Here is a 12,982-nt window from a genome sequence, read left to right on the forward strand (position 1 = left end):
TGTGTTGCATGTGAATTCCTTAGGGTTACAGTTAATGACACAAGTCCAAGGCGACTTCGTCGCTACCGACTACAGAAAGTGCCTCGTAATCCATAAACAAACACATGTTCTGATAGTCTTCGATTGCGCAGGATTCTAAGAACTGCATCTCTTCTATGCTTGGTTGTTCAAAGCGGCCATCGTCTACCCAGTTCTGGATAGATTCAGATACTCCGAGCATTATCTTGCGCTGTGATTGAATGTCTTTTTCGGTTAGCACTTGATTCGTACCGCGACGGGTAATGACCACAACCGAATCCCACGCAACGCCCAAAATACGTTTAGCTGGCATATCGCCATATTTGGTGGTGAAGTACGGGCTATTAGATTCACTGCGACTGATTTCCCCTGTGATTTGGTCAACGATGTCAGGGATTTGATAGTGAATGCGTACCGCTTGGTCTTTACGTTTAACCTGCACACCACCCATAGCAAGACAAAAAGCCGCCCAATCGGAAGCGTCGGCCGCAGCTCTTACTTTCTCAAGGGCGTAACGGGAAACCGTGTCTAAGTTTGTGTTCATAGAGTTTGCAACCTCACATTTGCCGCTTTCACCCATGCCAAGGCGTCTAAGTTCGCGCCATGTGGTCACACTTGGGCCACCGATTTGCTGAAAACGTCTGATATTAAATGTGCTTGCCCATGTGGATGCGCGTTCGGCTGCATCAGCTGGCGCAATGGAAATCTTTCCCGCTTCAGGACAAGTCACTTGATTGATGTGTTCACCGTTAACAGCTTTGGTGATGTATTTGGCGATATACCCCGCAGCACTGCCCTTTTTGCGGTCGATGCTGATTGCCTTAAAACGGGTTGATGATGTACGGACTTCACTTGGTGTGTCTTCAAGTGCCAATGATTTAAGGATTTTACGGGCTTTAATCGCTTGACCTTTTTCCATAAACAGCAGCATGTGCCAGTGCGGACAGCCGTCATGATGAGGCTCTACCACACGGAAACCATAAGGGCGAATATCAGCCTTAGCGAACAATGCCCTTGCCCGTTTCCACAGGTCATTGAAATAGTCTTGCGCATCGTTCGGGGTTGAGCCGTTATATTTGCGGTTAGGAATGCCGCTTGCGTGTACTGAGTGAAAACGACTAGGTGCGGTGATGGTGTAAAACTCTCCACGGTGGCCGAGTGTTTTTGAACATTCCTCAAAGCCACGAATGCGAACCATAAGTTCAGCGGCTAGCTGTTTGCCAGACGTTGAGCTTTTAGCGGCAACGTCTTTCAGTGATTCAAATTCATCAAAGGGATTGGCGTCATTTGGCACAACATACAAATCATTCATGATTGCGTCTGATTTGGCGTTGCGTTCGCGCTTGCTGCGAATAGTAAATTCACTGACATAAGGAGAAAATTTTTTATGTACGGTATGCATATCACGGGCTAATTGCTCGATGACAAGCGCTTGTTTGGTACGTAAACGACGACGCCACCAAAGCGGGCAAGCCATGCGATTTAGCGCACCTTTCAATTGATTCATTACGCCTTGGCGATAAGATGGAGAAAGCTTTGAACGCTCAGCAGGTGATAACGTAAAGTAGTCATCATCAAATGTGGGCGGCTCAATGCAGTACACTCGAAAGTCAGCGCATAGTTTTTTATAGAGCTTGTAAGTTGGTTCACTGCACTTCAAGCGCAATTCGAATAAGCGGGCTTTGTCTTCTGCGATTTCGCAAAGCTCATCATCAGAAACACTGAGATTGATACCACCTAAAGTAAGCACCCTATCCGCCTCTAATAAGCGTTTGCGCGCTTCAGCGTAACCAAAGAATTTTTCGGTAACCAAATAACCATTAGCAAGCATGACCGCTAAGTTGCTATGGGTATGTAAGATCTCAGAACGCAATTGGTGACTATCGAGTTTTGATTCTGCCAAACGCTTTTTATTCGGCAATTTAGCGCGAGCAAGGATAGCCGCAGCGCTGCTATCAAGTCTGATATCAGCAACAGCATTTACTGCTGATTGTGCGGGGAATGTTTTTTCATAAGTCGATAATTGACGTTCGTTAAGCATGGCTAGCCCTACCCTTGAACTTGAAATTCTAAATTCGCGGCTTTGGCTGCCTCTGCATATAATGCAACCATGTTGATATATTTTTTGACACGAGCGGGATTCTCGTGAGGTGCACAAGGTGGGGTGTATGTTGGTAAACGCCCATTTGCAACAGCGTTAACTACGTCTTTTACTTTTTGACCTTGCAGTCTTGCGTATTCGTCATAAGTCAAAATAGGTGATGTGAGTGATAAAACTAAGCTGTGACTCATGTTATATTTCCGTATAGAGACAGTGTAATTACGAATCAGATTAATCCATAGATTATTTCTATGTCAATAGAAATAATCTATGGATTTTGGAGTTGCTATCACATGAAAGTTAACAGTGCAGAGGAAGTACTTGAAAAACTTAGAGTTCTTTACGAGTGCAAAAACCTAACTGAGCTATCAAGAAAGTTTAATAAGAATACGAGCTGGGCAGCTCAAGCAAAAAAGAACAACGCTATTCCATATAGTGAATGTGCTCAAGCTTGTATTGACTTTGAAGTTTCAATGGACTGGTTTTTGTTCGAAAAGAATAAATCTAGTTTGAAAAAGAAAGAGGTTTTGATCGAGATTCAAGACGGGCTTTTTGAAGCCCAAATGCTCGAGGTAGTATCAGATTTAAGTGCTGAGCAAATAAAAGTCGCTTCAACCTTAGTATTGAAACGACTTGAATCAAAAATTACTTTTTCAGACGAGTAGATTTGCCTTCAACACTCGAACGCCACTGCCAGCTTTTAAAAAACTCATCTCCACTTGAAAGCTGGCTTATAATAATTAACTCATTGCATTCAGCATTGCTGCAAAGTATTAATTCGGTCGCTAAATGTAGCTCGAGCCTGTGGATGTGACTATATATTTTTGCTGGGGAAGAAACTGAATTAAGTTCCTCTCCGACTAATAGCTTGTTACAGTTCGGACAGATAAAACTCGATAAGATCATTTTGAATATGACTCTCCACCTAGTTTGCGTTCACGATACCTTGAGACTCTAACTTTCCATGCGTCGTAAGCCGTTACCTTTTCATCAATAGCCATTTCACCTATCGACTCAAAGTCCTCTAATAAATCGTGAGCAAGCTCGTCTAACGTTTTATTTTCATCATTCTCAGTATAGAAAATAGTGGCCACTGTGAGAAACAACATAGCACCAAAGAAATAAAGCATCTTCAACTCCAATAATTCGTTCAATGTAAAAGTGTGTATTAGGAAATTGAAAGCCTCAGGCGAACCTAGGCTGAAAAGCTCACATTTAATATGAGTAAAATGCTCTAAATGTTGGAGTAGCGAAACGCTATGAGCAGAAATGCCAACACGTCTAATTTAATTTACAATTGCCCATAAATCAAGCTTGTCTTTTTTTGATGGGATGGCTATTCTAAAAACGCATCTACAAATGAATTTCGTTTAAGAAATTTTTGAGGCCACTCTTCCAAAGTGGCCTTTTGTTTAATAGTACCACTCCAGTTAAGCCAAGAATAAATGCCCATTGTAAAAGTAAAATCGGGATATAAAGTTGATATTCGTCCTTGGGGGGCTGATGGCCGCCGGATTCGAAAAGTGTTTCCTACCCGAGGTGAAGCACAAAGATATTTAAACCACATGGTCGCTCAAGCTGAGGACAAACCTTGGAAGCAAGAAAAAACAGATCTAAGAAAGCTATCTGATATTGTCGCTACGTGGTACAAAATTCACGGCCAAACTTATACTGACCCGCAAAAAGCACTCAATAAATTAGAGATGATGTGCGAAGCATTCGGTAACCCAATTGCTCAATCATTCAGCTCAAAAACATATGTTGATTGGCGTGGTAACAGAATGACGGGTGAAAAGGCTATTTCAGGTAAAACGGCCAATAATGACTTGGCACTTATCAAGGGTGTATTCAATAAGTTAATTGAAGTGGGTGAAATCAACTACCCGAATCCCCTAACTGATGTTAAACCTTTTAGGCTACAGCAGACCGAACTTGCTTTTTTAACTGAAGATGAAATACAAACCGTGCTTAACGAGCTTAAACGCTCGTCAAATCCGCACGTTTATATCGTGGCAAAAATTTGCTTAGCTACTGGATGCCGAATAAGTGAAGCATCTTCACTGAAAGGTTCTCAAGTGATCCATTCCGGTGGTAACTGCAAAATTATGTTTATGAAGACCAAAGGCAAAAAGAATCGAACAGTGCCAATCACTCAAGCACTCTATGATGAAATCCCTAAAAAATCAGGGCCGCTGTTTGCTGACTGCCGAAAGGCATTCGAACGAGCAATAAATAATACAGACATCATTTTGCCAGCTGGTCAATGCAGCCATGTGTTAAGACACACGTTCGCCAGTCACTTTATGATGAACGGAGGGAATATATTGGTATTACAACAGATACTAGGCCATGCGAAGATAGAGCAAACGATGGTTTACGCACACTTCGCACCTAGTCACTTAGAGGATGCTATTAGGTTTGGGCCAAAGCTTTAGTCATCTGAGGCTGGTACTCTATAAGCATTAACAGTAATTGGAGGAATCCCCATTCTACAACAACTAGACTGGATTATTTCTCTCCAGTAAGGCCAAAGATGAAAATAAACATAACCATCTCCGAAGTCATTTAAAGCGTCTTCGTCTAGTTCACAATGTGAAAAGTATTCAACGGAAAACTGAGCTTGAATCTCCAATATAGGTTCAATATCTTCTTGATCATCAAGTTTTTTATCTTCATCGGTTATACAACGAATGCCGATAGTATTGTAAAACTTATAAACGTAAAAATTTTCATCATTAACTTGAGCAAAACCTAATTTATCAAGGGTTTTCAGCTGTTGCTTGTTGTTTAGCAAGCCCTCAGTGATCTCTTCTGACTGATAACTATCACCAAGCGCTGCGTAAATATATCTAGTATTCACTTTGCGAACAACAAGTTTACTTACACATTTTTCAAGTTCAGGTTTCATCCGATGGCTTCTCGCATTTCAGAAAATGGAGCTGATGTCCAGCTACCGCGCTTCCCACTATCGATAACTTTCAAATGGAGCTTTGTAACATTAGCAATTTTTAGCTCATCTTTAACATCCGGTTCCCAAATTTTATTTATTTTTTGCAATGGGATTTTAACCTCTGGCTTAAAGCCTAACTCAAAACAGATGTCTGAGAAAGTTCCTAAGGTCATATTCCGAGAACCATTTAACATTTGTGTAATGCATGATTTTGACTTCCCAAGTCTCCTTGCTAATTCAGCCTTTGAAATATCTAGCTCCTCAAGTTTAACAAGCAAATCTTCAGTAACATTAAAGATTAACTCTTCTCGAGAAAAAGCTCGTCTTTCTGCCTTGCTGACATTAGGCTCTTCGGGGAAAAACATGTAACTCATATTCATTCCTCCTTACTCTTCCAGTTTCTATGCACTTTTTGTATATCTTTATCTTTCAATTTATCAAAATCTTTATATATGTAATGACTTATGAAATAAGTATTGGGATGTTTTTTAGATCTCCAGCAATAAGCTCTGATTGGAATCCGCTTAAACGCATGAAACTTACCACTTCCCTTAGGGAGGTCTCCTTCTGGCGGAAAGCTATCTTTAGATAACTGCTCACCTCCTGCCAAACGTTCAATCATGAGGACGATTCCAACCAACATGGACTTTTGCTTCTTATGTGGGGTGACGTGAGTCAACGCTTTTTGTAAACTTTCCAGAGCACCTTCACAATGCACAACTTTAAAGAGTTTACCTCGATGAATTTCTTTAAGTTCCTTCAAAGCTCCAAGTCTCTATACGTTTATATATATGTTAACCCCGCGCACATTACAACCTTTCTACAAAAAAAAAGCAATTACTTTGTCAAGTTTTAGTTTACTTTTAAACTTTAGCTCCTTTTTATAGACACTTACATTTTGAACTAAAATTAAATATAGGGAAGGTCAAAGTACGCATGTAATATAGTGTCCACATTGTGCCCACATTCACTAGTTAACACAAGGTTCAACTAGTTTGTATGAGATTACAACTCCTTGTTTTTGATGTAAATCATTGTTTTTAAAAGGGCTGTGAGAAAATCGACGCTTTCCGGACGGGGGTTCAAATCCCCCCAGCTCCACCAAATTTTAGCGTTTTAAAACAGCCAGTTAGAGCAGCATGCTTTAACTGGCTTTTTTGTTTTCGGGGCAAACATCCACATTTCATCCTAAAAAATGTCCACATAGTGACCACATTTATATAAAGCCCAAAATCCGCATATTTATTTTAGCTTTTATGGCCACATGGCTTAGCCGATTTCAATCTACAATTTATCCAAATAACAATTCAAAATATGTCTTTATTGAGCCAATTTAGGCATAAATTCGGGATTGTCACTTCACCGTAATCACTATCAATTCTATGCTATCTGGACTAACATATTGATTAGATTTAAAGCGTAAGGAATATAGCGTGTCGTTAGCGAATGCTCACACAGTTCGCCAGAGCCGATTTTTGCCACTTGTTGCTGCACTACTCGTGTTAGTTGGCAGTATGCTTTACGGGCTGGTGTTATATGAGCAAGAAAAGGAGCATCATGCTGACAAGGTAGCGGCGGCACTTGCCTCACGACTTGACCATGTGACTGAGGGTGTGAACGAGCGCGTTACACTGTATTGGTACGGTATTTTGGGGCTTCGCACTGCAATTTATGCGAACCAGCAACACAGCTTTGACTATCAAGCGATGCAGCGTTATATCAGGTCGTTTGACTTCCAAGCGGAATATTCTGGGGCTCGTGGCGTGGGGATCATCAAATATGTCCCCGTCGATAACGTAAGCAGCTTTGTGCAACAAGCACAATCTGAGCGTACTGACAGAACGTTCTCCATAAAAACGCTAAACCCACATAACACCAGCAAATTTGTTATTCAGTATATCGAGCCCGAAGTCAACAATGATAAAGCCGTGGGCTTGGATATAGGCTCCGAAGCTAGTCGCAGAACAGCGGCAATAGAAGCAGCTACTGCCAATGAGCCGAGGCTTACCGCTCCAATTACCTTAGTGCAAGCCGACAATAAAATTAAATATGGCTTTTTGATACTCGCGCCAATTTATACCTCTATTGGTATGGCGGCAAATGAAGAAAATCGCTTAGAAAACTTAGTTGGTTGGACTTATTCCCCGTTACTTATCGATGAGATCCTATCGACCTTGCTGTCTTTTCGACAAGATGTTTCGATTCAAATTTCCGATGTAACCAATAGCGATGAAAACACGCCATTTTATCAGGTGCTAAAAGAAGATGTTAAAGAGTTGGATAACTCAGTGGCTAAACAGGTCAACTTGTTTGGTCGCACGTGGGAAGTAAAAATTTGGCCAACTCCGCAGTTTATCCGTTCACTCAATCTCGTTTCTCCTAATACCATTTTGCAAGTTGCGCTGCTGGTCTCTACGCTATTGGCAATCATCACTTATATTTTGCTTTTAAGCTTTACCCGTCAGCGTCTAGCTGAAAAGGAAAAGTTAGCCGCAGAAGAAGAAAAAGCACAGTCCCTTGCTAAACTGAACTCGTCATTAGAACAGGAAGTAAAAGCACGAACTAAAGAAATCGTAAAATACAGCCAACTTCACACCAGCATTGTTGAAGGTTCGGGTTATGCCATTGTTGCCACCGATCCTGACGGTATCATTACTCAGTTTAACCCTGCAGCCGAGCGTTTACTGGGGTACAAAAAAGATGAACTCATTGGTAAATCATCCCCTGCCATTTTCCATCTCGAGGAAGAGGTCGTAGCAAGAGCAAAAGCGTTAACGGAAGAGCTTGGCAGAGTCATTGAACCTGGATTTGAAGTATTTGTCGCCAAAGCCAAGCAAGGTGTGGTAGATACTAGCCGATGGACTTACGTCACTAAGCAAAACCAATACGTGCAAATTAAGCTGAACGTAACGACATTAACCGACGAACGCGGCAATGTTGATGGCTTTTTAGGTATAGCATTAGATCTCACAGAGCAGCTTAAGCACGAACGAGAACTCTCGCACGCCAAAGAAGCAGCTGAGCAAGCAGCCAAAGCAAAAGCCGTCTTTTTGGCTAATATGAGTCATGAAATACGAACCCCCATGAACGGCTTATATGGCACATTACAACTCTTAAAGTCGGAGCCACTTAACAGCACCGCCACTAATCTGCTTGAGAAGGCCACCTACTCAGTTAAGGCGCTTAACACCATCATCAACGATATTTTGGATTTCTCTAAAATTGAAGCCGGTAGAATTGAGCTTGAAGAACGGCCATTTAATATTGAGGTGCTGGTTGAACATCTGCGCTCAGACTTCTTAGTGTTGGCAAAAAACAAGGGATTAAAGCTTAAGATCCACGTTGAACTTGAGCATAAGTTTTGGCTTGGAGACGAGGTCAGAGTCAGGCAAGTGTTGCTTAACCTCTTGTCAAACTCCATTAAGTTTACTGAAACGGGCAGCATTATTACCCATATAAAACCGCTTCCAAATGATTCAGGTATGCTTATTACCGTTGCCGACACTGGCATAGGGATGACAGAAGCCACAATCAACAAACTCTTTTCACGATTTGAGCAGGCAGATAAGTCCACCACCAGAAAATTTGGTGGTACGGGGCTTGGTCTTTCCATTACCCGCTCTCTAATTGACTTGATGGGCGGCACAATTAAAGTAGAAAGTACCATCGGTGAAGGCAGCCTATTTAGCATCGAACTGCCCATGCAAAAATCTGAGGTTACATCAGACCAACCAAAAGGCGACCAGCTAAAAGCAGCTGACTTGAGCGGCACATCTATATTGCTGGCTGAGGATAACCCAGTAAATCAGCTGGTAGTGCGCTCTATGATCAGTAAAGCCAATGGTGATATTACGATTGCGAATAATGGCAAAGAGTCTATTGAACAATTTGAGCTAAACAAACCCGACTTAATACTTATGGACATCCAAATGCCAGAAATGGATGGCGTTGAGGCTTGCAAACGTCTTAAGAGTAAAGATCCTAATATCCCCATCATCGCATTAACTGCAAATGCTTTTCCGGAAGACAAAGCCTTGTATGAGCGCGTCGGATTTGATGGTTATGTTGCCAAACCCATAGAGCAGCTTGAGCTTATCAATACCATCGCGACCGTACTCGCACATAGCCGAAATATGCAGTAATTTTTACAGATATGAGAACACTCTGCGGTTAGCGGTTACAAACTTAATCGTTTAACAAAGCTCGTGACCTTTTTTGATTTACTGATAAAATAATCACCTCTACTCATCTGCAAGGATCGATCACCATGAAATACGCTAGATCGTTTTTACTTTGTTTACTCATCACATTTTTGGCTTTTGAAACTTTAGCGAAATGTAGCAAAACACTACGAGTAGGTATGAACGAAACGCAGTGGCCTCCCTATATTTCTCGCAGCGGAGGTAATGTCTCTGGTATAGAAATTAACGCGCTAAATACCTTGTTTAACGATTCATCTTATTGCTTGAAATATGTATTTTATCCCACCTCATCAAGAATGCTAACGGAGCTAAAAACAGGCAAAGTAGATTTAGTGGTGGCCGCGACCAAAACCGCAACGAGAGCTAAGTTTGCGTACTTTACTACACCTTACCGCCAAGAAGTCATGGCATTATTCCAACATAAAGACAAACCAAAAATTGGCGGCGAAGTTGAGTCGTTGATCCTTGCAGGAAACACATTTGCACTGAATGCTGGCAGCTATTACGGTATTGCCTTTGAAAAACTGATCCAAGACTTTTATAACGATCAGCTAGTACACCTGCCCAATGCTGCTCGTCGCTTTAAAATGTTGCGTAAACAACGAGTTGACTATGTTGTTGAAGATAAGCTTGCGGGTGAATACTTTATTCAAACCAAAGAGTATACCGATGTTATTTATTCTGGTATCGACGCGAATAAAACACCAGTTAGCTATATGCTTAGCAAAGTCAGTTTAACTACTTTAGATCTTGAAAACATCAATCGGCTAATTGACTTGCACCAAAGCGAACTCAGCAATTTGTTTTCTTTTCATCAAGTTCCCGCTCCCTATTCATAACTAAAGAGGCGACCTCTACATTGTTGCTTATCTTTGTATAATGCTGTTTATCGTAATTGATTTGGAACTATTTGTTACTGCCGACTACAGTTAATAGATGCGCCAAAATGTGGTTGGGGTTTGCTTGGTTCGGTTTTTACTCTTTGTAACTTGTACATTTTATTTTTGCCAACACGCGTTGGCGAAAGACTTTTCATATTTTGAAAGTAAGCTAGACGAGGCCAGCGACTATTTAACAGTAAATCCAGCACAATCACTGATTATTCTCGACAGTTTAGAGCAGCTACAAGATGTACCTGTGCCGTTATTTATTCAGTGGCACTTGCTGAGTGCTCGTGCATCTGTACCAACAAATAAAGTAGATAGGCTCTATACCTCAATAAACGCGACCTTTTTGTATCCAGATGACATGTTTTTTAAAGCAAACCTCCCTACCATTTTGAGTGCACTTGGGATTTGGTTACGCCGACAGGAGTACCTTGATGACGCTGATATTAGCCTCAAGTGTGCCTACAAATATGCAGAAAATGACCGCCAGCGGCTTACGCTGACTAACAGTATGGCATTAGTTGCCCGCAACCAAGATGACTATCAAAAAGCGAGAACTTTGTATGCCAAGGCACGCAAATTGGCTGAGGAGTTAAAGCAAACCCCAGTCCTTGCAATGATCGAAAGCAACTTAGGTAGCCTCGCGCTTGATCAAGGCCGAATATTTGAAGCAGAGCAGTATTTTCGTCATGCCCTGCTGGGTTATCAAGCAGTTGATAAACGCTCGGGTCAAATCTCAGCGGGCATTAACTTGATGTTTGTCTTTCTTATTCAAAAGCAAATCGTCAACTACGAACGTTTACAAGGGCCCACATCTACCCTAACCACAGCCTTTCCAAACGAATCAAAACAAGCTTGGCTACAATGGCTTGAGGCGCGCTATAAGCAGCTCGAAGGGGACATGCCCAACCAAAACACTAAGCAAGCGTTACAACTGGCATATACCCAGTTAGAAAGCGATAAAGTAAAACTGCTAGTACATAGATATTTAGCAAAAGAGTTAGGCGTCGAAGTCACTGCCCCCCTCCCCATCACAGCTAAATCTTTTTCCAGTCCGTGGTTTGATAAAGTGAAACAGTGCAGTTGGTAAGCGAATACACTTGTTCCTAAACGCAAAAAAGCCGCTCAATGAGCGGCTTTTTCAAATTGGATTTGCTTATTCAGCAGCCTTAGACACCATAACCATCGCAGGGCGTAATAGACGGCCGTTTAAGGTATAACCTTTTTGCATCACAGCAAGCACTGTATTTGGTGATACATCATTGCTCGGCTGAATTGACATTGCCTGATGTAACTCTGGGTTAAATGTTTCACCCTGTGGGTTTACCGCTTCAACACCAAATTTAGCAAGGGCATCGGCAAATGTCTTGATAGTCATATCAATACCTTCAAGCACAGGCTTTAGCGTTTCGTTTTCTTTGTCAGAAAACTCAATCGCACGCTCTAGGTTATCGATTACAGGTAGCAATTCGTTTGAGAACTTTTCTAGCGCAAATTTGTGTGCTTTTTCAACGTCCTGCGCTGCACGGCGACGAACATTTTCAAGCTCAGCGGCAGCGCGAACAACGCTATCTTTTTGTGAGTCGATAGTTTGCTTAGCAGTTTCTAGCTCAGCGTACAGACCAGCGATTTCTTCTTCTGGGCTCAACTCACCCGCACTTTCGGCCTGCTCTTCCTGAGTTTGTTGCTCTGCTTGTGCTTCTACAACTTCTGCTTCCGCTTGTGTTTGTTCAAGCTCTTGCTCTGGGGCTTTTGTCTGCTCAGACATGTGGTGATTCTCCGATTCTTTACAACTGCGGTAATTATGGGGATTGAAATGAGAGTTTCAACCCTTTATTGCGGCAATTTTTTGAATTCTGACAAGATGGCTTCGATCTTTGAATCCGCAGGGCAAATGACGCAAAAGCGACTTTGATATTCTCCTTTGGAGAAATACGGCACACTGAGCACCACTACGCGATGTAAACCGAGCATGCTTAGCTCTTCGCCAAGTAACACGGATACGCCGTCTTTAAACGCTAAGCGGTCTTCAACTTGGTCTAAAAATCCGACGCCAAGATTAATCTCTCTATCCAACTCCAAACGGTTATATAAGTAGCGCTCGCCGACAACAATTGCATTATCTGAGCCTAATTGCTGACTTAACTGCTTAGTCCACTGGGCCAAAATATGATGACAACTCGGCGGTGCACTGTGCGCCATGGCGCGCATTCGGTGCAACCCTTCAACTAAAGTTTGTTGACTGAATACGGTATTCATCCAAGCCGCAAACTGGTAACGCAACGCGTCGGAATCATCAACGGGTTTATCAATACAAATATTGTGCGACTGCCCCGCTCTGTCTAACAGCAGAACCAGCCAATTTTTACGATCAAAATCGAGCACTTCCACACGGAACATTTGTTTGCTGCTAACTTGTGGTAATCCCACGCAGCAACAGACCTGAAAGTTTTGGCTCAATAAATGTGCAAAAGAGACTATTGCGGATTGATCAGGTTGCCAATGAACAGCAACATCAGCCAGAGGAAAAAACTCCTGTAGCCAGAATTTTACACCTTGGTCGGTGGGCACGCGGCCAGCTGACGTGTGCGGCGAATACAATAAGCCTTGATTTTCAAGTCTTGCCATTGCATTGCGTACGGTTGCAGAACAAATAGCAAGGCCGTCCTGCTTTGCTATTTTGCTGGATGCAACAGGCTGTCCTTCACCATTACAATAATGGCGCATGACCGCACACAGAATTTGTTCATCTCTGGGATTTAGTTTCATAATTATTTTAATATGGGTGTCAATTGCCAGTTTCAAGCACTACGCTTTTAATATA

At 42.1% G+C, this 12,982-nt stretch carries 13 protein-coding genes; 5 read left to right on the top strand and 8 right to left on the bottom strand.

Annotated elements, in window-relative coordinates:
• Positions 1–31 precede the first annotated feature (31 nt).
• Together EXT47_RS10505 and EXT47_RS10510 are read right to left on the bottom strand one after the other, a co-directional pair.
• Entirely contained in the window at positions 32–2,059 is a 2,028-nt protein-coding gene (locus EXT47_RS10505) for a replication endonuclease (RefSeq protein WP_130126560.1), read from the bottom strand.
• Between the two features lie 8 nt (positions 2,060–2,067).
• Entirely contained in the window at positions 2,068–2,310 is a 243-nt protein-coding gene (locus EXT47_RS10510) for a DNA-binding protein (protein WP_125252489.1), read from the bottom strand.
• A gap of 102 nt (positions 2,311–2,412) precedes the next feature.
• On the opposite strand from EXT47_RS10510, the gene EXT47_RS10515 reads away from it, so the two are divergent.
• Positions 2,413–2,784, top strand: coding sequence for a hypothetical protein (locus EXT47_RS10515; protein ID WP_130126561.1), 372 nt, complete (start codon positions 2,413–2,415; stop codon positions 2,782–2,784).
• Positions 2,785–3,021: 237 nt separating this feature from the next.
• On the opposite strand, the gene EXT47_RS10520 is transcribed toward EXT47_RS10515, so the two are convergent.
• Complete coding sequence (locus EXT47_RS10520; RefSeq protein ID WP_130126562.1) at positions 3,022–3,249, bottom strand: hypothetical protein; 228 nt, start codon at positions 3,247–3,249, stop codon at positions 3,022–3,024.
• Between the two features lie 315 nt (positions 3,250–3,564).
• On the opposite strand from EXT47_RS10520, the gene EXT47_RS10525 reads away from it, so the two are divergent.
• Positions 3,565–4,554 carry a tyrosine-type recombinase/integrase gene (locus tag EXT47_RS10525; protein WP_130126563.1) on the top strand — a complete coding sequence of 330 codons (990 nt, stop codon included), beginning with the start codon at positions 3,565–3,567 and terminating at the stop codon, positions 4,552–4,554.
• Here the strand turns inward: EXT47_RS10525 and EXT47_RS10530 are convergent.
• The 3 genes from EXT47_RS10530 to EXT47_RS10540 are packed head-to-tail and all read right to left on the bottom strand — an operon-like array spanning position 4,551 to position 5,832.
• Complete coding sequence (locus tag EXT47_RS10530; RefSeq protein ID WP_130126564.1) at positions 4,551–5,027, bottom strand: hypothetical protein; 477 nt, start codon at positions 5,025–5,027, stop codon at positions 4,551–4,553. The genes EXT47_RS10525 and EXT47_RS10530 overlap by 4 nt on opposite strands.
• Entirely contained in the window at positions 5,024–5,443 is a 420-nt protein-coding gene (locus tag EXT47_RS10535; RefSeq protein WP_165383810.1) for a helix-turn-helix domain-containing protein, read from the bottom strand. The genes EXT47_RS10530 and EXT47_RS10535 overlap by 4 nt, the downstream gene beginning before the upstream one ends.
• Before the next feature lie 2 nt (positions 5,444–5,445).
• On the bottom strand, positions 5,446–5,832 hold the full coding sequence (locus EXT47_RS10540) for a hypothetical protein (RefSeq protein WP_205991260.1): 387 nt from the start codon (positions 5,830–5,832) through the stop codon (positions 5,446–5,448).
• A gap of 670 nt (positions 5,833–6,502) precedes the next feature.
• Between EXT47_RS10540 and EXT47_RS10545 the strand changes: the two genes are divergently transcribed.
• The 3 genes from EXT47_RS10545 (at position 6,503) to EXT47_RS10555 (ending at position 11,248) form a co-directional block, all read left to right on the top strand.
• On the top strand, positions 6,503–9,211 hold the full coding sequence (locus EXT47_RS10545; protein WP_039492437.1) for a CHASE domain-containing protein: 2,709 nt from the start codon (positions 6,503–6,505) through the stop codon (positions 9,209–9,211).
• 125 nt (positions 9,212–9,336) lie between these two features.
• Positions 9,337–10,110 carry an ABC transporter substrate-binding protein gene (locus tag EXT47_RS10550; protein WP_039492438.1) on the top strand — a complete coding sequence of 258 codons (774 nt, stop codon included), beginning with the start codon at positions 9,337–9,339 and terminating at the stop codon, positions 10,108–10,110.
• A gap of 97 nt (positions 10,111–10,207) precedes the next feature.
• Positions 10,208–11,248, top strand: a complete 1,041-nt coding sequence (locus EXT47_RS10555; protein WP_130126566.1) for a tetratricopeptide repeat protein — start codon at positions 10,208–10,210, stop codon at positions 11,246–11,248.
• Between the two features lie 66 nt (positions 11,249–11,314).
• On the opposite strand, the gene grpE is transcribed toward EXT47_RS10555, so the two are convergent.
• The gene (grpE, locus tag EXT47_RS10560; RefSeq protein WP_130126567.1) at positions 11,315–11,926 is read right to left on the bottom strand and encodes a nucleotide exchange factor GrpE; all 612 of its coding nucleotides are present in this window, start codon (positions 11,924–11,926) and stop codon (positions 11,315–11,317) included.
• 65 nt (positions 11,927–11,991) lie between these two features.
• Positions 11,992–12,927: an HrcA family transcriptional regulator gene (locus EXT47_RS10565; protein WP_171039494.1), complete on the bottom strand. Its 936-nt coding sequence runs from the start codon at positions 12,925–12,927 to the stop codon at positions 11,992–11,994.
• Between the last annotated feature and the right edge of the window lie 55 nt (positions 12,928–12,982).

It is taken from the genome of Pseudoalteromonas sp. CO342X, assembly GCF_004208915.1.
GTDB classification, from domain to species: domain Bacteria; phylum Pseudomonadota; class Gammaproteobacteria; order Enterobacterales; family Alteromonadaceae; genus Pseudoalteromonas; species Pseudoalteromonas maricaloris.

Excerpts from the sequence above, each read along its gene's own strand:
- EXT47_RS10555 (WP_130126566.1), top strand. The coding sequence starts at position 10,208 with ATGCGCCAAAATGTGGTTGGGGTTTGCTTGGTTCGGTTTTTACTCTTT.
- EXT47_RS10505 (WP_130126560.1), bottom strand. The coding sequence starts at position 2,059 with ATGCTTAACGAACGTCAATTATCGACTTATGAAAAAACATTCCCCGCA.
- EXT47_RS10515 (WP_130126561.1), top strand. The coding sequence starts at position 2,413 with ATGAAAGTTAACAGTGCAGAGGAAGTACTTGAAAAACTTAGAGTTCTT.
- EXT47_RS10550 (WP_039492438.1), top strand. The coding sequence starts at position 9,337 with ATGAAATACGCTAGATCGTTTTTACTTTGTTTACTCATCACATTTTTG.
- EXT47_RS10530 (WP_130126564.1), bottom strand. The coding sequence starts at position 5,027 with ATGAAACCTGAACTTGAAAAATGTGTAAGTAAACTTGTTGTTCGCAAA.
- EXT47_RS10520 (WP_130126562.1), bottom strand. The coding sequence starts at position 3,249 with ATGCTTTATTTCTTTGGTGCTATGTTGTTTCTCACAGTGGCCACTATT.
- EXT47_RS10510 (WP_125252489.1), bottom strand. The coding sequence starts at position 2,310 with ATGAGTCACAGCTTAGTTTTATCACTCACATCACCTATTTTGACTTAT.
- EXT47_RS10565 (WP_171039494.1), bottom strand. The coding sequence starts at position 12,927 with ATGAAACTAAATCCCAGAGATGAACAAATTCTGTGTGCGGTCATGCGC.
- EXT47_RS10535 (WP_165383810.1), bottom strand. The coding sequence starts at position 5,443 with ATGAGTTACATGTTTTTCCCCGAAGAGCCTAATGTCAGCAAGGCAGAA.
- EXT47_RS10525 (WP_130126563.1), top strand. The coding sequence starts at position 3,565 with ATGCCCATTGTAAAAGTAAAATCGGGATATAAAGTTGATATTCGTCCT.
- grpE (WP_130126567.1), bottom strand. The coding sequence starts at position 11,926 with ATGTCTGAGCAGACAAAAGCCCCAGAGCAAGAGCTTGAACAAACACAA.